We start from the raw sequence: 20,957 nt of genomic DNA, 5'->3' as shown, positions 1-20,957 counted from the left end.
GAAAATACCTATGGAAAAACAACATTCGGGAAAAAAATCGGGTCTTTCTAAAAAACATATGCCTAGCTATGTTGTGAAGCGGCTTAGCGAAGGTAGTTTTATATTAATTTTAACCAGTGCATTTTTTGTGCTCTTGTCTTTGCTCTCTTATAAAAACAGTGACCCAGGGTTTTCCCATGCTTCGCATGCTGGGGCTGCTGTCGCAAATTCAGGTGGACAAGTAGGTGCGTACATTGCTGATGCCCTGTATTTTACATTTGGGTATTTTGCTTACTTGGTACCCATCGCCTTTGCTTATATTTCATGGGCTTTATTACACGATGTGCATACCTTAAAAACTCTTGATAAACGAGTTTTATTGCTTCGTTCTATTGGCTTGATGCTTATGTTTGCTGGAGGGTGTGGCTTATTAAGCCTCGAAGCAGAAATGAGTCAATTAAGCTTTATCCATGGCCCCGGAGGATTTATAGGACAAGCTGTGGGGGGCGGTTGGTATCAAATGCTTAATTTACATGGAGCAAGCTTGGTTTTATTGGCCATGCTTTTAGTGGGAACTACATGGCTAACTGGTTTATCCTGGATAAAAGCGCTCGAGATCATTGGTTTCTATACTTTGTTCACTGCAAATTATGTTTCTAGGACCGTACAAAAAGCAGCATATTTTTTTAAGACTCAATTTGCACGAGCCAAGTCAAAAGAAACCAACAAAATACCTCTTGAAAAATCTACTCCAAAATTATTTAAACCAAAAATAGAGAAAGAAAAAGAGGTGGTTATTCCTCCTGTTCTAGTGAGTAATGAAATAAAACCTGAAATTTTTAAACCGGAAAATAATAAACCGGAAATTTTTAAACCCGAAATCGTTAAGCCCATAAAAGAAGTAAAAGAAATTCGTATTCCCAAAGTGAGCACTTCAGGTGAATTACCTTCTTTAACCTTATTGGATAAAGGTGAGCCAGGTAAGCCTATGGGTGGGTACACACATCACGAGTTAGAAAATTTATCGCGAGAAGTTGAGCAACATTTATTAGATTTTGGTATTCAAGCTGGGGTAGTTGCAGTACACCCCGGACCTGTAGTAACTCGTTTCGAGTTACAATTGGCTGCAGGTGTTAAAGTAAGTAAGTTGACGGCCTTGGCTAAAGACTTAGCGCGTTCTTTATCTGTAATCTCAGTTCGAGTGGTCGAAGTAATTCCAGGTAAAGCGGTAGTCGGATTGGAATTACCCAATCATTCACGAGAAATGGTCCGATTATCAGATGTTCTATTAGCGGATGTTTATCAACAGGCTCATTCACCGATTTCTTTATCTTTAGGTGTAGATATAGCAGGTCATCCTGTCGTAGTTGATTTAGCAAAAATGCCCCATTTATTAGTAGCTGGGACAACGGGTTCTGGGAAATCAGTTGGTATCAACGCCATGATTCTAAGTATCTTATTTAAGGCAACCCCTGAGCAGGTACGTTTGATTATGGTGGATCCTAAGATGCTGGAGTTGTCGGTTTACGATGGTATTCCTCATCTGTTAACTCCTGTTGTTACCGATATGAAAGAAGCTGCTAGTGCATTGCGATGGTGTGTTGAAGAGATGGAACGTCGTTATAAATTGATGGCTGCTATGGGTGTAAGGAATTTGGCTGGATTCAATAGTAAAATTGCTGAAGGAATCGCCAATGGTCAACCTTTCGTTAATCCTTTGTGGAAGCCCGTTGACTCAATGGATGAAACTGCTCCAGAGTTAGAACCTTTACCTTATATCGTCGTTATGATTGATGAGCTTGCTGACATGATGATGGTTGTGGGTAAAAAAGTAGAGCAGTTAATTGCACGTATTGCTCAAAAAGCCCGCGCTGCTGGAATTCATATGATTCTAGCTACTCAAAGACCTTCGGTGGATGTTTTGACTGGATTAATCAAATCAAATATTCCAACACGAATTTCGTTTCAAGTTTCCTCAAAAATTGATTCTCGTACTATATTAGATCAACAAGGCGCGGAACAATTATTAGGGCATGGGGATATGCTGTATTTGGCCCCAGGAAGCGGTGCACCGTTACGAGTTCATGGCGCTTTTGTTGATGACAAAGAGGTTCATCGTATTGCGGACGACTGGCGTGCTCGTGGAGAACCTAATTATATTGATGATATTTTAAAATTGACGGGCGATGGCAATGAAGGCGGATCTGATGAAGATGGTCAATCCGCAGAGGATGATGACCCTCTATATGATCAAGCAGTAGAGTTTGTTATTCAAACGCGTAAGGCGAGTATTTCTGCAGTTCAACGACGTTTAAAAATAGGGTACAACCGCGCAGCACGAATGGTTGAGGAAATGGAGCGAACTGGGATTGTGGGGCCATTAGATGGTGGTTATCGAGATGTCTTAGTATCATCCGTAACGGAGGATTAGTTATGAAAAAAATATTAATAGCATTGCTTTTAAGCATTTCTACTGCAGTTTTTAGTGAGACCCCCGATGTATTGCTACAGAATAAATTAAATAGTATTCGTTCAATGACCGCAGATTTTAAGCAAGCTGTAAAAGCAAAACATCGAGTAGTGTCTCGTTCATCAGGTACTATGGCCTTACAAAGACCGGGTCGATTCCGTTGGCAAACTTTGCAGCCAATGGCGCAATTAATGGTAGCTGATGGCCAGAAGATTTGGGTTTATGATAAAGACCTAGAACAAGTCACTGTTAAAACACAAAAGAAAGGCTTAGGCGGAACTGCTGCTTTATTTTTAAGTGGTTATGACAATACTGTGACCCGCGATTTTACTGTGACTCAGAGTAATGTGGGAGATGAAATCGTTTTTGATTTAAAATCAAAATCACCTAAAGCCAATTTCCAACGCATAAAACTAGTGTTTCGGCAAAATAACTTAACAGGATTGGAGTTATACGATCAATTAGGCCAAGTAACTACAGTCCAATTATCGCAAATTAAATTAAATCCTAAATTGGCTACTAAATTGTTTCAATTCAAAACGCCAAAAGGGGTTGATGTGGTACAACAATGAGTTTGTTTGAGACAATGCCTACGCCGCCACTCGCAGAGCTTTTAAGACCTCGAAGTCTTGATGAAGTGATTGGTCAGAGTCATTTATTAGGGGAGGGAAAGTCTTTACGGCTCAGTTTTGCTGCCAAAAAACTCCATTCGATGATTCTTTGGGGCCCACCAGGTGTTGGTAAGACAACAATTGCCCGAATTACTGCTGAGGCTTTTGATTGCGAATGGATAGCTCTTTCCGCAGTGTTCTCTGGGGTTAAAGATATTCGTGCAGCAGTTGAAAAAGCACAAGAAAATCTAACCTTTGGTAAGCATACCATATTGTTTATTGATGAAATTCATCGTTTTAACAAAGCCCAACAAGATGCATTATTGCCGTATACTGAATCGGGTTTGGTCACTTTCATAGGTGCTACTACAGAAAATCCTTCTTTTGAAGTCAATTCAGCCTTATTGTCACGCGCTCAGGTTTATGTTTTAAAATCTTTGACTGATGAGGAGTTAAGACAATTATTTCAAAAGGCGCATCAGTCAGTTTTATCCTCTATTCAATTTGATGACGATGCTATAGAAATGCTTATTGCATTTGCTGATGGAGACGCGAGACGGTTATTAAATAGTCTTGAGCAATTACATACGGCATGTACTGCATTGAATAATACACATGTAACAAAAGAATTTGTGATGAATTCATTGGCAGAGCAGGTTAGGCGTTTTGATAAAAGTGGTGATAACTTTTACGATCAAATTTCTGCTTTACACAAATCCGTTCGTGGCTCTAATCCTGATGCTGCATTATATTGGCTATGCCGAATGCTGGATGGAGGGGTGGATCCACGTTATTTGGCACGACGCATCGTGAGAATGGCATGGGAAGATATCGGCTTAGCTGATCCCCGCGCTATTCAAATTGCAAATGATGCCGCAATAACATACGAAAGGCTAGGTTCTCCTGAGGGCGAACTTGCTCTGGGAGAGGCGGTCATTTATCTATCCATTGCAGCAAAAAGTAATGCAGCCTATGTTGCTTTTAATCAAGCTAGAGACTTTGTAAAACGAGATAAATCTCGAGAAGTGCCTATTCATTTGCGTAATGCACCTACTCGTTTAATGAAACAACTAGGGCATGGAAAAGAGTATCGATATGCTCATGATGAGCCCCATGCTTACGCGGCTGGAGAACATTATTTACCTGACGGCATGCAGGAGCCTGGTTGGTATAAACCCGTGCCTCGTGGTTTGGAAATAAAAATTTCAGAGAAACTTGCTTTTCTAAGATCGCTTGATGAAAAAAAGCAAGAGTCCTAGCCTGTATAGTAGTCTAGGTGCAACGCATAGGAACCCAGATTAAGGGTGATATTCGAATCAAGAAACCCCTTGATTTCACTGTGCTTCATCTTGGTTAAAAAAATTGGATGATACGTCAATCTTGACTCACTATTCGCCAATTTTATTCGTCATCCCGAACGCAGGGATCTTCAAAATTATGGGTATGAGTATAAATCAGGAGCTCCTCAGCTTGAGTATTAAAAGTTCCTTTACCACTACACGTTTCTTCTTTCATAATTTACAATCCGGAAGATTCCAACTGGACTCAATGATATTGGCTCCTGCTTCATCATGTCGGCTGTAGTTAAATATCAATGGCTTATCGTAACTAAAAAAAGGAGCATAAAAATTTTTATAAGATATTTGTCCATCTGTAAGGAATACAGAACATGTATTGGGTAACAGCTCCGCAACACTTTTGATGTTTTTATACCGAGAATTTTCACTAACATAACCGTGATCAAAACCTAAAAATGCCAGGTAGGGTTCCTCATTACTTTCTTTTTCGATAATTTTTGCTGCGTTACCGTTGAAACTATGAATTCTAAAATGTTCGTCACCATCTAAGTGTTTGATTTGAAAACTTTTAATACAGGATAAAATCGCCGGATAAGAATCGAGAGCTACGATACGAATCCCCTCCTTTTTGGCTGCTTTAACTATATCAGTATAACCAGAAAATCCACATCCACTTGCTACATCTTTGAAATATAGATAGGCGTCTAGTTCGGGTGGAAGCTCTTCATTCGCGCTATTAAAATAGGCATCTAGCAATTTTTGATGACGATCATAAAAAAGAAACTCAAAAAATAAAGTTTTTATTCCTAACTGCTTAAAGTATCCCAGGTTTTCAACAAGAAATTTTTTAGGAAATTTGTGATGATGAATTTCCCCTAAGAAGATTCCATTAGGGAGTTTATTTTTATCTTTTAATTCTTCAAATGATTTTTTTAATGCCTCTTTTCTTTGTAGTGCTGAGAAGTAAGAATGTGATGATTGTGAAAAACTCCAACCAGGATGGGAATAATTTGTTTTTTTTGCCAAATCAATAGACAACTGGCGTAATGATTTAATCTCAGACACATATTCTTCTGCCGATTTATTATGCCAAAGATAGTATCGATTACTCTCCCAAGAGGATGAAAAAGGTTTTTGGGTTAGATGAAGTTGTAGTTTTTCATCAAAATCAGTATATGTGATTAGAACCTCTAATTCATCTGGATAGTAGTCAAAATGAATTTGCCGCTTTTCATCATCAAAATAAATTTTGATGCGTTCGAGTGGAAACCCTTTCGTGACTAAAGCATCAATTAACTCCTGATAACATTGTTTAATGATCGGATAATTGATTTCATCAATGGATTCGCTGTTTATCCCTTTTAGAATGCATATGCTCATGGACAAGCCCTCTAATTTTAGTAAGGGCGCTTTTTAAGGATGGTATCCTGAACATTGGTATTGAGTTGTGGAGAAGTTATAGCGCCAAATTCAACTGCACATGCTCAACCTGAAAAACAATGTTCAGGCAGCTCATGCACATATTCATATTGGGGCGCATAATTGTCATAAAATTACTTTATTTGAATAATTTAATAACAATATTTTTATCATGCTTATTCGTTCATGTCAATAAAAAGTCACTACAATATTTAAGTAATTAATTGTATGATTTTAATGGTATTTTCATTTTATTCTAAATTTGCTACAGTCATCTAATTAATTATAATAATTTCATCAAGTATGCATTATTCTAATTACCAAACATGTGCTGTAAGGCCACAAATACCTCTTTCTGAGTGGGATATCTTATCCAGCTTGCCAACTGCTTTGGTGATTATCAATTCTCAAGGACGAATTGTATGGTTAAATCCACCAGCAGAAGCAATGCTGGGCTATGGATTATTAGACTCCCTATGGTTGGATGTGATTTTACGGGCTTTTGTGCCTCGTGCTGATGATGGCCATGAAGTTTCTCTCGCTGATGGACGTCGAGTTCACGTCGCAATCGCTACTTTGGATAGTTTGCCGGGTATATTAGTTAGTTTAACCGATATAACTGCTACACGGGATTATGAAAAAGCTAAAGAAAATGAAAAGCGCTTGGTCTCAATCGGTACAATGACTGCGCAACTCGCACATCAAATCCGAACCCCATTAGCTTCGGCAATGTTGTATACAGAACATTTGAACAATCTCCCGGATCTAGAACTGCGTACTCAAAATTGGATTCATCGATTGCAAGAATGTCATAGCAGTATTGAGCAACAAATCCAGGACTTATTACTATTTGCGCGAGGTACTACAATAGAGCCAACGCGTATGGATATGAATTATTGGTGTTCTTTACTCGTGCAACGTGCACAGCCATATGTTTTAGCTAATAATGTCACCTTCAATGTAAATAATCAGCTGTATACTCGTGAATCATTAATTCATGCAGAGTCATTAATTGGTGCTGTTTTAAACTTGGTGATCAATTCATTGCAATCAGATGCAACAGAAATTAATTTAACACTTGCATCTATAGATAATTCAGGTATACAAATATCAGTAGAGGATAATGGTAAAGGAATGACAGAAGAGGTGAAGAACCAAGCTTTTTCTCCTTTTTATACTACAAAAGCCCAAGGTAATGGTTTGGGATTAGCAGTCGTTTACGCGGTAGTAAAAGCGCATGGTGGTCGACTGAGTCTAGAATCTACGGAAGGAGTCGGTACACAGGTTAATTTGTTTTTGCCGTAAATATGTTGAGTTGTCATCCTGAACATGGCAGAGTGCTTCTGATTTAACTTAAGTTAAAATTCTTGAAGTGCTTTACCAGGCTTAGGATGATATCCTTTTTATAACACTCAGAAAAAGGACTTTTCTATGAGTCATGTTTTAATCGTTGAAGATGATCCAGTATTAAGGGAAGCGCTGGCTGAAACAATGACTATTGCTGGCCATACATATATTACCGCTAAAGATGGCAAGGAAGCTTTGGCTCTTTTGGAAATCCATAATCCATCAGTAGTATTAACGGACATTCGTATGGATGAACTGGATGGAAATCAATTATTAGCAGAGATCCAAAAGAGGAGACTTGGATTACCGGTGATTTTGATGACTGCTTATGGATCAGTACAAGATGCCGTGAATGCGCTCCATCATGGTGCTGTGGACTATTTGCAAAAGCCATTCAGCGCTCAAGTATTGACTGAAAAAATAAATCAATACATTAAAGTGGAGTTTGATGAAGATACCGGAGAGCCCATTGCTAAGGATCCTAAAAGCCAAGCTTTATTAACTATGGCTTTAAAGGTAGCACAATCAGATGTTGGTGTAATGATTAGTGGTGAAAGTGGAACGGGTAAAGAAGTTTTAGCTCATTTTATTCATGATCATTCACCCCGAAAAAAACAACCCTTTATTGCAATTAATTGTGCTGCAATTCCTGAACAAATGCTCGAGGCTACATTATTTGGTTATGAAAAGGGGTCATTTACAGGTGCTTACAAATCTACACCTGGAAAATTTGAACAAGCGCAAGGAGGAACTTTACTTCTTGATGAAGTTAGCGAAATGCCTTTAAGCCTGCAAGCTAAATTACTCCGTGTTTTGCAAGAGAAAGAAGTAGAGCGAATTGGTGCTAATAAAACAATAAGTTTAGACGTTCGTATCTTAGCTACTACGAACAGACAACTTAAAGACGAGGTCAAGGCTGGCCGTTTTAGGGAGGATTTGTTTTATCGATTGAACGTGTTTCCTTTGCAGTGGCATCCTTTACGTGAAAGAAAGAATGACATCATTCCTTTAGCAAATTATCTGATTCGTAAACATTGTCAGCATAAGCAACCTGTTGTTCCTGTGATATGTCCAGCGGCTCAGAAATTGATGTTGGCATATCCTTGGCCAGGAAATGCACGTGAATTAGATAATGTGATTCAACGTGCTTTGGTGTTACAAACTCAAGGCATTATAGAAGCAGAGCATTTACAATTGTCATTAACTGCTACCCTAGTCCCTGAAACCACTCCAGGTGCTAACAGTAAAAACTTACAAATTCATGAATTTGAATTGATTGAAAAAACCTTAGTGGAGAATGAAGGAAATAGGCAAAAAGTAGCTGCTTTATTGGGGGTAAGTGAGCGTACATTACGCTATAAATTAGCAAAAATGCGCGAAGAAGGTTATACAGTATAAAAAACTTTGTGGCTTTGTGCATAGGTGCTAAGCCATAACCGTGGATTAAGGGATTCTATATTGAGAATCCTCGGGTAACAAATAAAGGATAAAACACCAAATAATGAGGTAAATAGGGATATGAGTGAAATTAATACAGTCAACTTATTAAATCAGATCAAGGCAATGTCTGCTAAAGCTGAAGGTGGGGTCATTGAGACAGAAGCAAATCAATCTCCTTTTGGCTCGGTATTTCAACAAGCTATGAATCAAGTGAATGAGTTAAATCAATCAGCGGATTCTTTAAAAACACGTTTTGAAATGGGAGATCCTAATGTTAGTCTTGGGGAAGTGATGATTGCAGCCCAAAAATCCAATTTGGGGCTTGAAGCTACTGTTCGAGTTCGTAACAAAGTGGTACAAGCATACCAAGACATTATGAATATGCCAGTATAATTAGGAGTTCAATATGGCATTGGCTGATAGTGCATCAACAGTGGCAGCAAAATTTGCAAATCTCTCTATTGCTCGACAAATTGGTTTATTAATAGGTGTAGCTGCAAGTATTGCGATTGGCTTGGCTGTTGTTTTATGGTCCCGTGATCCGAATTATGTTCCCTTATATACCCAAATGAATGCACGCGACGCGGCTGAGATAGTATCTGCATTGGAACGTAATGGAATTGACTTTAAGATTGATAATAACAACAGTATGATTATGGTTGCAGCTGATAATCTGCAAAATGCACGGCTTAAATTGGCAATGGAGGGATTACCTCGTGATCCAGTCGGATCAGAGGAATTATTTTCCAATGCTAATGCTTTTAATAGCAGCCAATTTATGGAAAATGCGCGTTATAAGCAAGCTTTGGAAGCTGAACTGGCTCGTACTATAAGTAAGTTCAATGATATTAAATCAGCTCGAGTCCATTTAGCAATTCCACGCGAATCAGCTTTTGTCCGTGACGCTCATGAGCCCAGTGCTTCAGTTTTCCTTGATGTCTATTCTGGTTTAGAGCTTAAAAAACATACAATTGCAGCCATTGTGAATTTAGTCGCATCCAGTATTCCAAATTTATCTGCAACACGGGTGACGGTTGTTGATCAGGATGGACAATTGTTAAATGAAGGTGGTGGACAAACATTTTTTACTGATACGGAACGCTTTTTAGATTATAGGCAAAATTTGGAGCATCAATATGCTCAAAAAATTCAGGATATATTAACGCCAATACTTGGGTATGGCCGAGTTAGGGCAAAAGTTTCTGCGGATATTGATTTTACAAGTTACGAACAAACACAGGAAATGTTTAATCCGGAACTTCCTTCTTTGCGTAGCGAGCAAACCATGCAGGAAAAACGCAGTGCTTCAAGTGATGCCGTTGGAGTTCCCGGCACTTTATCCAATACACCACAAACGAATCCTGCTCTTGCAGCCAAGAATGCTCCGCCTAAAAATGGACCACCACCACAACAACAACAGCAAACAGCATCAGATACAAATCAATCCACAGATATGCGTACGCAAAGTACCAAAAATTTTGAGTTGGACAAAACGGTTAGTCATACTAAAAATCAGCCTGGCACAATTAAAAGACTTTCAGTTGCGGTATTAGTAGATAATCGAGCTGTAATGGATGAGAAAACTAAAAAAATGACTAAAGCTCCTTTGACCCAAAAGGAAATTGAGCAAATCAAATTGCTTGTTGCAGATGCAATTGGATTAAATGTACAACGTGGGGATAGTTTGAATGTAATTAATACTGGTTTCGTCAAACCCGACCCCGTCGCTGCTATTCCTGAGGAGCGTTTTTGGCAGAAAGATATTTTCTGGTCCATAGTGAAGCAGGCAGGAGCTGCCGTATTTGTTCTGGCTTTAATCTTTGGCGTACTGAGGCCTATGCTTAAAACACTTGCTACTAATAGAAATGCTGGTAGTGTCGTAAGTGAGGAGCCGCCTATAGGAGATTTAACTTACGACGGAACCATTTCAATTAAAGATGCAAATGATTATGAGTCACAATTAAATTTATTACGACAAGTTGTGGATAAGGAACCCAAACGTGTGGCGCAGGTAGTTAAAAATTGGGTTGATCGGGGGTAACTATGGATGGAATAGAGCGTGCGGCCATCTTGCTATTAAGTATGGGCGAAAAAAATGCTGCTGAAGTATTAAGACATTTGGAGCCGAGGCAAGTACAAAAGGTTGGTGTTGCAATGTCGACACTAAGTAATGTTACTAAAGCAAAAATGGAAAATGTCATGGTGGAGTTTACCCATGCTATTGGTGAGCAAACGAGCCTAACTGTAGACACTGAGCATTATTTACGTACAGTACTCATTGAAGCTCTAGGATTAGAGAAGGCGACTCCATTCATTGACCGAATTTTGGTCTCTGATAAAGACAGTGGGCTTAACCGATTAAAATGGCTGGATGGGCGATTAATTGCTGATGTAATTCGTAACGAGCATCCACAAATTATTGCCACCATATTAATTCATTTGGATAGTGAGCAAGCAGCTGAAGTAGTGCGCTATTTTAGTGTTGAAAAACGATCGGAAGTCCTATTACGTATGTGTAATATTGATACAGTCAAGCCAGAAGCTATCTCCGAGCTAGGACAAGTTATAGAAAAACAACTCAGCGGTCAGAAAGTAAGTAAAACCGCCTCTGTAGGAGGAATTAAGAGTGTTGCTGATGTAATCAACTATTTCGATGGTGCTATGGAAGAAGAGGTATTAAATAAAATAAAAGATTGGGACGAAGAATTAAGTGAAAAAATCAGAGATAAAATGTTTGTCTTTGAGAATTTGGTGGATATGGACGATAGAAGCATGCAGACGTTATTGCGTGATGTAACGCCTGAACAATTAAAACTGGCTTTAAAGGGGACTACTGAGCCGACTAAGGAAAAAATATTCTCCAATATGTCTAAACGCGCTGCTGATTTATTGCGTGAGGATATTGAACTACAAGGTCCTGTGAAAGTTGTTGATGTAGAGCGTGCTCAGCGTGATATTCTGGGTATTGCAAAAAACCTTGCTGAAGACGGCAAGATTGCCCTGGGATCCAAAGGTGGCGATGATATGATTTAGCGGATTGTACCGCAACAAACTAAGATTTTTTTCTTTGGTTTCATGGCAATGCAAAAGAGCCACATTTATGATTAAATATGATTTTCAGGATGATAAGCATATGTCGAATGATTTTGAGCCTTTCCTTAAGAAAAAAGAAGGTAATAGCGGGTTTAGTGCTTGGGAATATGAATCGATTATAGATAATGAAGCGAAAGTAGAAATTAATGAAGAGGCACTTTTTCTTGCGGAGTGTGAGCGCCTGAAGCAAGAAGCTATAAAAAAAGGTTATACAGAGGGGATGAAGCAAGCGCAGGACGAAATTAATGACAAAAGGGCGCAGTTCGTACGTTGGTTTGATCTATTACAAAATCCAGTAAAGCTTTTAGACGAACAAGTGACGCAAGAAATAATTCAAACTGTAATTTGGCTAAGTCAACACTGTATTGGGGTAGAGTTATCCGTTAATCCTGACCAATTAAAAAACTTACTCAATGCCATCAAATTAGAGTTACCTTCTTTACAAACTAATAAAATACTTGCGATGCATCCAGATGATGTAGATTGGGTTAAAAGTGAATTTGGTGAAAAAGAGATACCAGGTTTGCTAGAGATTTTGGTAGCAGATCCTTTATTGAGTCGTGGTGATTTCTATTTAAAAGGTGAACACAGTGAGTTAGATGGCCGAGTATATACCCGTTTAGCAACTTTGTTTACAAAGTATATTACTCAGGATAACCTGATTGCACCCTTAAAAGATCAGGGTTAACCGATGAAAATTTATGAGTCTCATCTGGTTGAGGTATTGTCTGAAATTCGTGAAAAGGAACATTCAGGGCTATTGCATTGCGGCCGTATAAGCCGGGCAGTAGGTCTTACTTTAGAGGCCAAAGGATTTAATCAACCTGTTGGTGCACGTTGTTTTATTACTATTGATGAATCTCGTACGATTGAAGCCGAAGTTGTTGGTTTTAGTCAAGATCGAGTTTATTTAATGTCTATAGGCGCAATTCAAGGACTTGCACCAGGAATGATCATTACCCCAACTGGACGTGTCGCTCAGGTTGCAGTTGGAACTCAATTACTTGGCCGAGTTGTCAATGGATCTGGGGTTCTTATCGATGATGGTCCACCTCTTGAGATGAAGGATTCATATCCTTTAATTAGCCCAGCAGTTAATCCTTTGAAAAGGGCAGTCATAGATACACCTTTGGATGTAGGCATTCGAGCAATTAATGGATTACTTACTGTTGGGCGCGGACAGCGAATTGGATTATTTGCGGGATCAGGTGTAGGGAAATCTGTTTTGTTAGGAATGATGACTCGTTTTACCCAAGCGGACATAGTGGTGGTTGGGTTGATTGGTGAGCGTGGTCGAGAGGTCAAAGAATTTATTGAATTGAATCTAGGTGAAGAAGGTTTGAAACGCGCGATTGTTGTAGCAGCTCCTGCAGATGAAAGCCCGCTAATGCGTTTGCATGGTGCTAAAGTAGCCACGAGTATTGCTGAATATTTTCGCGATCAGGGCAAGCATGTGCTTCTCCTGATGGATTCATTAACTCGGTTTGCTCAGGCACAAAGAGAAATTGCGCTATCTATTGGCGAGGCGCCAGCAACGAAAGGTTATCCTCCCTCTGTGTTTGCCAAATTACCAAAGCTTGTTGAGCGGGCTGGTAATGGAGAACCAGGTAGCGGTTCGATTACTGCATTTTATACCGTTTTAACTGAAGGGGACGATTTGCAGGATCCGATTGCGGATGCAGCGCGGGCTATTTTGGATGGGCATATTGTTCTAAGTCGATCGATTGCTGAAGAAGGACAATATCCTGCTATTGACTTGGAAGCTTCGATAAGCAGAGTAATGCAAACTATAGTACCTGAACAACAAATAAATGATATGCTATTATTCAAAAAATATTTATCATTGTATGAGAAAAACAAAGATTTCATACTTCTGGGTGCTTATGCTAAGGGAAGCGATCCTAATCTTGATAAAGCGATTCAGGCTCGAGATAAAATCAGGGAATATATGGAGCAGGGTATCAACGAACGAGTTGTTTATAAAGAAAGTGTATCGATGTTATCTCAATTAGTATCATCTTTTGGGGCTAATTGATGAGTCAGCGATTGGAACGTTTAAAACAACTGTTGCAGATCAAGAAGGAAGCGACCTATGCTGCATATCAGGATCTTTTAAAAGCACAGGAGCAATTCAAACATAATAAGTTAAAGCATGAACAATTGGTATCTTATCGTCAAGATTATTTAAAGCAAGTTGAAAAAATCGGTGAACAAGGAACCGTAGTAGCTCGACTACGTAATCGCATCGATTTTATTAGCCATTTGGACACAGCTTTAATACAATTGAATACGCATTTAGCTTATTTAGGGAAGCTAAGGTCTAAGGCCGAACTGAATTACAAACAAGCAAAAATTTCTGAAGAAGGAGTCAATCAATTGGTTGACCGGGTTAACAAGAGTGAACAACTCAAACTCCAGCGCATCGAACAAAAAGAAAGTGATGAGTATGCGCAAAAGCAATGGTATAGTAAAAAAACCAATGAGTAATCGAAAACTAGGCGTGAGTAAAGTAATAAAAAGAATTTGGATGCTTTTAGCTATCCTAATTATTTTTATGGCCGTTTTATCCAGCATATTCCGATCTTTGACTCCCTGGGCAAAAGAATATAAGGGAGAGGTTGAGCAGCATCTCTCAATTCTCATCGGGCAACCTGTAACCATACAAACAATGGAAACAGGATGGTATTGGTTTCAGCCAGTACTTAAATTACATCAGGTTACATTAGGCAATGATTCAGACCAAGCTTTTCGTATCAATAAATTGTTAGTTGGTATTAACCTATTTAAATCATTATGGACTTGGCAGATCCAGCCTGGAGTCCTTTATATTGATGACATGCATCTCAATTTGAGAGAAAAGGATCATCACTGGACTATTGATGGTGTTGCAACCGACTCGCTAAATAGCAGCGATATGACTCCTGAGAAAACCAAACAAATTTTGATCTGGCTATCCCAACAAGAACACTTAATTATCAAACAGGTTTCAGCATATTTCCATTTTAGTGATGGAGGCTTGATTCCTGTTAATGGTTTAAATGTATCGGTAGTAAATCGGGGAGGACATTACAAATTTAAGGGCGAAGCTCAGCTTGCACAAACAAGCAGCACTAATTTTCAGCTGTTAGGCGATGGATATTTTGATCCAGATCATTTTGAGGATATTGAAGGGAAGTTTTATTTTTCAGCCAAAAATGTTGTACCTGCTCAATGGCAAAGTTTAATTCCTAAAGCAACTGAACATTTGGAAGGTGGTAAGGGTTCTATTAATTTATGGCTTGATGTGCATCATGGTGCTATATCTTCAATACAAGCGCAGGTAAGATTTAAGCGACTGGCCTGGAGACTACTAAACAATCAACAGAGCCAGCTGATTCAATCTTTCTTTGCCAACCTCTCCTGGAAGCCCGACAATTTGGGTTGGACGTTTCAAGCTGATCCGATTAAATTGCGAATTGGTGGTGTAACATGGCCTGAGAACAAGTTATTGCTTAAATACAATAAGGAACAACAAAGTTACCAGTTGTTTGTAAAATCAATCATTATTGAATCGTTGTTTTCCAATGCGATTAACTGGCCTAAAAGTATCCAAAAAATATTGAGTATGAAGCCTCAAGGAGTCTTGCAAGATACCCAGATTCTTGTCGCCTTAAATACTAATGTTTCAGTTATTCCACCAATTCCAGTTTTTAACACCTTTACTGTAACATCAGAATCACCGGCATCTCTCAATATATCTCAGAATGTCCCTGATCCGTTACTAATAAGAGGAAATGATTTTTCCATTAGTGACTATTCAATAAATTACGTTTTAACTCGTTTTGAGCAATTAGGATGGAATGCCAGTGGCAATATCCCTCAAGTAAAAAATCTTTCAGGCGTAATAAATTGGCAGCCGGAACAGGGAAGGTTAGAACTTGACTCTGAAAATATCTCAGTAAAAGTTAAGGGTTATCCTGAACAAACATTAACATTACTTAATGGAGCTTTTGATTGGAAAGAGTTAAGCGATGGTTTGCGAATAAGTGTGGAACGACTTGTAATAAACCAGCCCGAACTCACATTAAGTATGCAAGGTGCAATCGATCAAGCGACTCGCCAATCGGTAGGTAATATTCGCATTGGTGCTGAATTTTCTGGGAAAAATTGGCAACAATGGGTTGCTTTTTTACCTAAAAAATACATGAAACCTAAATTATATCTTTGGCTGAAGAATGACGTAAAGCGTATCGCAGTTGCTAGTGGCCGAGTAAGGGTTAATGGTTTGGCAAAAGATTTCCCTTTTGATAACAATACAGGCGAGTTCAGTATCGAAAGTTATGCAAGCGGGGGTGAGCTTGCGATTAACTCCAAATGGCCTGTGGTCAAAGAGATTGATGGGTACATCCATCTTAAAAACCGTAATCTTAATATTGATATAGTCCATGCTAACTTTCAGGGTGTACCTGCAAAGCAAATGTTTTTGCGTATTCATGACATAGGAAAAAATAAAGAGAATTTACTGGTGACTGGAAAAATTGATGCATCAGTACAAAAAATGATGAATTATGTGATGGCGTCTCCTTTAAGGAAAAAACTGTCACTTTTAAAGATGTTGTCCGTCAAAGGAGCCGCTTTACTTGATTTGAGTGTACAAGTGCCTTTATATCCAGAAAATGATGAGGTACTTGCTAAAGGAAATGTGACCTTTAAAAATAATACGATAACAGTCAATCATGAATTAGGTCAATTTGCTGTGCGAAATGTTTCAGGTGGGTTGATGTTTAATGAAACAGGGATAACTGACAGTTATTTGTTCGCCAGTATCTTGGGACATCCAATGAATATCAAAGTTCAATCAGTTAAAGCCCCAAAACCTGCTACAACGATTGCTATTACTGGGAAATGCACGGTTGATTCCTTGAAAAATCAATTTAAATTGCCATTTCTTTCTGTAGTTGATGGTTCATTAGATATGAATGCAGTGTTGAAGTTAAGTGATAAACCTTCTGATGCCGACAGCATCAGTTTTACTAGTTCTTTGGAAGGATTGGAGGTTAATTTACCGGAGCCCTTAGGTAAAAAATCGGATACAAAGGCAGCTCTTGAATTAAATCTCGAGCTCAATGCGAAAAATAGTATGCGTTTACGCGGAAATTATGACAAACGCTTAAGCGCGGATCTGCTGTTTAAAAACACGAAGGAAGTTTATGCTTTTGACTCAGGACAAGTTCGTTTAGGTGCTGCTAATGCTGTAAATCAAAAACTGCCCGGGCTATCTATTGTCGGTGTCTTAAAAGGATTTGATCTGCACGAATGGAGGGATGTATATAATCAATTTTCATCCCCAAAAACAGGAGCATCGCTATTAAACAATTTACGAATTATTAATGTCACTATAGATAAATTGAGTTTTATGAAACAGCAATTTAATAAAATGATAGTGAAAGCAAAGATATTGCCGAGTAAGGATTGGTCTTTTAATTTACAGCAGAAAAATATTGCTGCAGATTTAATCTATCGATCACCTGCAAATGAATTAAGTGGCCATGTATACCATTTAAATTTAGAGAAGATTGATACAGTTGGGGAGGATTTCACTGAGAGTACCCAAGTGCATCCAAACCAAATACCAAATCTTAATTTACGAGTTGACAATTTGTCTGTAGGAAAAGTGCAGGTTGGTGATGTAACTTTAAAAAGTCAATCCACAGCTGAAAAATTTAAAATTGACTATTGCCAGATTACTTCCCCCGTATATCAGTTGAATGTTCAGGGAGAATGGATTCAAAAGGAGAATATAAATCAGACGAATCTTGATCTAAAACTGAATATTACCAATTTGGCTAAAACTCTAGAGCGATGGCATGTAACGCCAACCGTCCATGCAAAAAAAGGATATATGGAGTTTCATGGTGGTTGGAAAAAGAGTTTATATCAATTCTCTCTTGCTTCGTTAAAAGGGAGTATGTATTTACAACTTAAAAATGGAAGAATTACGCATTTAAGTAAGGAGACAGAAGAAAAGTTAGGTCTCGGTAAATTATTAAGTATTCTAAGCTTGCAAACAATTCCACGCCGCTTACAATTAGATTTTAGTGATTTGGCACATCAAGGATATAGTTTCGATATTTTTCAGGGAAATTTTATTGTGAATAAGGGAATTATGGGTACTCAAGACAGTTATCTTGATGGACCAGTTGCTTATGCAAGCATGAAAGGAGATCTTGATTTAGTAAAACATACTTATGATCTGAACTTGAAAATATCCCCACATATAACAGCAAGTTTGCCTGTTGTTGCAACTATTGCTGGTGGTCCTGTAGCTGGGGTTGCAGCCTGGGTGGCAAATAAAATTATTAACCAAAGTATGCAAAAGATTTCTGCGTATAGTTACAAAATTTCAGGACCTTGGAACGAACCTGTTGTGCAACAACTTGATATTGTGAAGAAAATAATGAAAAAGGAAGAATCCTAATCTTATGGATTTAGCTTAAATGTTACATCTTATATTTGATCGTTATTGGGATATTTGTTTATTTAAAGATAGTCCGGAAAATACACCTTATTCCATTTCTCTAATGGTATTAAGTAGTATTTTGTTAGTTTTACTTATAACGCTTGAATGGGATTATTCTTTTTTCAATTCTTCTGAAGATCTAATCAATAATGTATTCATTTCAATATGCTTGGTTATTTCTTATATCATTTATACTTATCTGGCGTTGTATTTTAAAGGATTGACATCACGATTGGTGCAAACGGTCACATCGTTATTCTGTATCAATATTATCATTCATATATTAGTGGTACCGTTATTGATTCTTGCACCTCACCTGTCTCTTCCTAACCTAAAAAATCCCTTATTAATATTTGTAGGTATTCTTTATTTGTTTTTCAGTTTAGGATTATCTGTTTGGCAGTTTGTTATCATAGCACATATATATAAGTTCGCTTTAAACACAACAGCGATTCAATCGGTCTTAGCCGCATTTGGTTTAATAGCGGTTAACATTTTAACTGTTTCTTTATTACAATGAGATTAGGATTATCATGCATTTACATATTTTAGGTATAAGCGGAACCTTTATGAGCGCTTTAGCTTTACTAGCACGTGATGCGGGTCATAAAGTTACTGGAAGTGATGCAAATTGTTATCCACCAGTGAGCGATTTGCTTGTAGCAAAAGGAATAATCTGGACGGAAGGATATGATGATCCTACTTTAGCATTAGAAGCAGACGTAGTTATTGTGGGTAATGCGATCAAAAGAGGTATGCCAGTACTTGAGGCGGTCATTGAATCAGGTAAACAGTATACTTCTGGGCCACAATGGCTTGCGGAAAATATTTTATCCAAATATCAAGTAATCGCTGTTGCCGGGACGCATGGCAAAACGACTACTACGTCGATGATTGCATGGATTTTACATCAAGCGGGATTTAATCCTGGCTTTTTAATTGGTGGCGTATCTTCCGATTTTAAGACGAGTGCTTGTCTTGGGACGGGTAAATGGTTTGTGATCGAAGCAGATGAATATGATAGCGCGTTTTTTGATAAACGACCTAAGTTCATGCATTATCGCCCAAGAATTGCTATTTTAAACAATCTGGAATTTGATCATGCTGACATTTATTCTGATTTAGCAGCGATCCAATTGCAATTTCATTATCTGTTGCGAACTATTCCTGCCAGTGGTGTTGCGATTAAACCTCGAGATGATAAAGCATTGAATGAAGTGATTGAGCGTGGCAAATACTCACGGTTCGAAGAGTTGGCTTTGGACGGGGATGCTCATTGGGCAGCCCAATTAATTGAGGAAAATGGTTCTGCGTTTAAAGTATTTCATCATGGAAAGGAAGTAGCCGAAGTAAAATGGCCATTAATAGGGCGTTTTAATGTGGAAAATGGTTTGGCAGCTCTTGCTGCGAGTGTAAATGCTGGAGTTGATCCACAAGTAGCAGCTGAAGCTTTAGAACGCTTTACACCAGTAAAACGTCGATTAGAGGTTCGTTCAAATAAACATGATGTAACGGTTTATGATGATTTTGCACATCATCCTACAGCCATTATGCGAACAGTAGATGCTTTGAAACGAAGTAATAGACATCAACGTATTTTTGCAGTGTTAGAGTTTGCATCATATACCATGCGTACTGGTGTTCATGCCGATGAAATGGCGCATGCTTTGCAACCCGTTCATGGTGCGTATGTTTTGGAGCCCCAGGATTTTAATTTGCATGAAACGATAAGCAACTGGACTTGTCCTTATAAGATTTGTAAAAACCATGAAGAAATAATTGAAGAAATAACCAATACAGTACAAGCAGGAGACGCTGTTTTAGTTATGAGTAACCGAGGCTTTAATGGGATTCATCAAAAATTAATCAATTCTATAGACGAACGATTTTCAAGCTAGATGTTTATCTTGGTTACAATGCAGTGGAAACTCGGGACTGCAGGATCATCGATCTCGAGTTACACTGCGAATTCTTTAGTTTATAAGCACTTCTACAGATCTGACTTACTGAGTTATCCTCGAACTTATTGGGCATAAAAAATTAGAAAAAAGACTTTTAATTCTTTTTATGTTCAATTAGTTAAATTAATAGTTGCAATATTTTTTATAGGTTGCTATAAAAAATGAAGGCTTTTACATTTTGGGACAATGACGCGTTGCAGTTATTGCGGGTCAAATTTGCAGGAGGGACGCAATGACAAAGTTTGCCGAATTTCAGCAAAAAGCGAAACGATTAGCAACGTGTTTAGCGCGATCTTATGGACACCATGTGGGATGTATGAATTTTTTTTCTTTATTCGTTCCTAATCATGTTGCCATTGATGATGCAGCTACAATAACTATGCTGGCTCACAGTTTAGATGAGACATATGAATTAATCCAATATGTTAAAGTTGTTAAGAGAGATCCTACGCTAACTCTAGATGATTTCAATGAATTTAGAAGGAAGGTTATTATTGGAATATATTTGGTTAAGTGGACCCAATATAATTCTTCAGTAAGTAATTATCTTTATCAATCGTTGGTTGATTTATTTCGTAGTCATTTAGAAATCCAATCTTTTGAAGAAATGGACAAGGATTTTTTTAATTCATGTTTGAGCGAGTTCAGTTTTTATTGCACTTTTGTATATGAACGACGCGAAGAAGAAACATATAGTGAACTAAATAAGCGATTAGGAGCAACAATTCAAAAGGACATTCATGAAGCAAAATATTTATCGTCTAGCAACAATTCCTCATCTTTATATGGGCTTTGTAGAGGAATTATGAATTCTTTGGGAATGGGTATGTATTAAGGAGG

16 protein-coding genes are annotated in these 20,957 nt (G+C 38.2%); 15 read left to right on the top strand and 1 reads right to left on the bottom strand.

All coding sequences use genetic code 11. The features are described from left to right. Positions 1-10 precede the first annotated feature (10 nt). From ACWTEW_RS15425 to ACWTEW_RS15415, 3 genes are read left to right on the top strand one after another with little or no spacing between them, the layout of a single operon-like run. Complete coding sequence (locus tag ACWTEW_RS15425) at positions 11-2,410, top strand: DNA translocase FtsK (RefSeq protein ID WP_454782539.1); 2,400 nt, start codon at positions 11-13, stop codon at positions 2,408-2,410. A gap of 2 nt (positions 2,411-2,412) precedes the next feature. Further along, complete coding sequence (gene lolA / locus ACWTEW_RS15420) at positions 2,413-3,021, top strand: outer membrane lipoprotein periplasmic chaperone LolA (RefSeq protein WP_454782538.1); 609 nt, start codon at positions 2,413-2,415, stop codon at positions 3,019-3,021. Continuing rightward, positions 3,018-4,319: a replication-associated recombination protein A gene (locus ACWTEW_RS15415; protein WP_454782537.1), complete on the top strand. Its 1,302-nt coding sequence runs from the start codon at positions 3,018-3,020 to the stop codon at positions 4,317-4,319. Before lolA ends, ACWTEW_RS15415 begins: the two co-directional genes overlap by 4 nt. Positions 4,320-4,571: 252 nt before the next feature. Here the strand turns inward: ACWTEW_RS15415 and ACWTEW_RS15410 are convergent, their stop codons facing one another. Further along, positions 4,572-5,738, bottom strand: coding sequence for a TraB/GumN family protein (locus ACWTEW_RS15410; protein ID WP_454782536.1), 1,167 nt, complete (start codon positions 5,736-5,738; stop codon positions 4,572-4,574). 342 nt (positions 5,739-6,080) lie between these two features. Between ACWTEW_RS15410 and ACWTEW_RS15405 the strand changes: the two genes are divergently transcribed. From ACWTEW_RS15405 to ACWTEW_RS15350, 12 genes are all read left to right on the top strand, one after another. Next, positions 6,081-7,082, top strand: coding sequence for a sensor histidine kinase (locus ACWTEW_RS15405; RefSeq protein ID WP_454782535.1), 1,002 nt, complete (start codon positions 6,081-6,083; stop codon positions 7,080-7,082). Between the two features lie 126 nt (positions 7,083-7,208). Next, the gene (locus ACWTEW_RS15400) at positions 7,209-8,522 is read left to right on the top strand and encodes a sigma-54-dependent transcriptional regulator (RefSeq protein WP_454782534.1); all 1,314 of its coding nucleotides are present in this window, start codon (positions 7,209-7,211) and stop codon (positions 8,520-8,522) included. A gap of 120 nt (positions 8,523-8,642) precedes the next feature. Continuing rightward, positions 8,643-8,957 (top strand): flagellar hook-basal body complex protein FliE, encoded by a 315-nt coding sequence (fliE, locus tag ACWTEW_RS15395; protein ID WP_454782533.1) that lies wholly within the window; start codon positions 8,643-8,645, stop codon positions 8,955-8,957. Positions 8,958-8,970: 13 nt separating this feature from the next. Beyond that, a complete protein-coding gene (fliF, locus tag ACWTEW_RS15390) occupies positions 8,971-10,605 on the top strand; it encodes a flagellar basal-body MS-ring/collar protein FliF (RefSeq protein WP_454782532.1) in 1,635 nt (544 codons plus the stop codon). A 2-nt stretch (positions 10,606-10,607) separates the two neighbouring features. Then, positions 10,608-11,597: a flagellar motor switch protein FliG gene (gene fliG / locus ACWTEW_RS15385; protein WP_454782531.1), complete on the top strand. Its 990-nt coding sequence runs from the start codon at positions 10,608-10,610 to the stop codon at positions 11,595-11,597. A gap of 100 nt (positions 11,598-11,697) precedes the next feature. Further along, a complete protein-coding gene (locus ACWTEW_RS15380; RefSeq protein WP_454782590.1) occupies positions 11,698-12,345 on the top strand; it encodes a flagellar assembly protein FliH in 648 nt (215 codons plus the stop codon). Between the two features lie 3 nt (positions 12,346-12,348). Then, entirely contained in the window at positions 12,349-13,692 is a 1,344-nt protein-coding gene (gene fliI / locus ACWTEW_RS15375) for a flagellar protein export ATPase FliI (RefSeq protein WP_454782530.1), read from the top strand. After that, positions 13,692-14,144 (top strand): flagellar export protein FliJ, encoded by a 453-nt coding sequence (gene fliJ, locus ACWTEW_RS15370; RefSeq protein WP_454782529.1) that lies wholly within the window; start codon positions 13,692-13,694, stop codon positions 14,142-14,144. The genes fliI and fliJ overlap by 1 nt, the downstream gene beginning before the upstream one ends. After that, the gene (locus tag ACWTEW_RS15365) at positions 14,137-18,114 is read left to right on the top strand and encodes a YhdP family protein (protein WP_454782589.1); all 3,978 of its coding nucleotides are present in this window, start codon (positions 14,137-14,139) and stop codon (positions 18,112-18,114) included. The genes fliJ and ACWTEW_RS15365 overlap by 8 nt, the downstream gene beginning before the upstream one ends. Before the next feature lie 19 nt (positions 18,115-18,133). After that, positions 18,134-18,676 carry a hypothetical protein gene (locus ACWTEW_RS15360; protein ID WP_454782528.1) on the top strand — a complete coding sequence of 181 codons (543 nt, stop codon included), beginning with the start codon at positions 18,134-18,136 and terminating at the stop codon, positions 18,674-18,676. 13 nt (positions 18,677-18,689) lie between these two features. After that, positions 18,690-20,054: a UDP-N-acetylmuramate:L-alanyl-gamma-D-glutamyl-meso-diaminopimelate ligase gene (gene mpl / locus ACWTEW_RS15355; RefSeq protein WP_454782527.1), complete on the top strand. Its 1,365-nt coding sequence runs from the start codon at positions 18,690-18,692 to the stop codon at positions 20,052-20,054. Between the two features lie 295 nt (positions 20,055-20,349). Then, a complete protein-coding gene (locus tag ACWTEW_RS15350) occupies positions 20,350-20,952 on the top strand; it encodes a hypothetical protein (RefSeq protein ID WP_454782526.1) in 603 nt (200 codons plus the stop codon). Positions 20,953-20,957: the final 5 nt, after the last annotated feature.

The organism is Legionella stuttgartensis (assembly GCF_977063405.2).
This window is presented reverse-complemented; position numbering and strand designations above follow the sequence as displayed.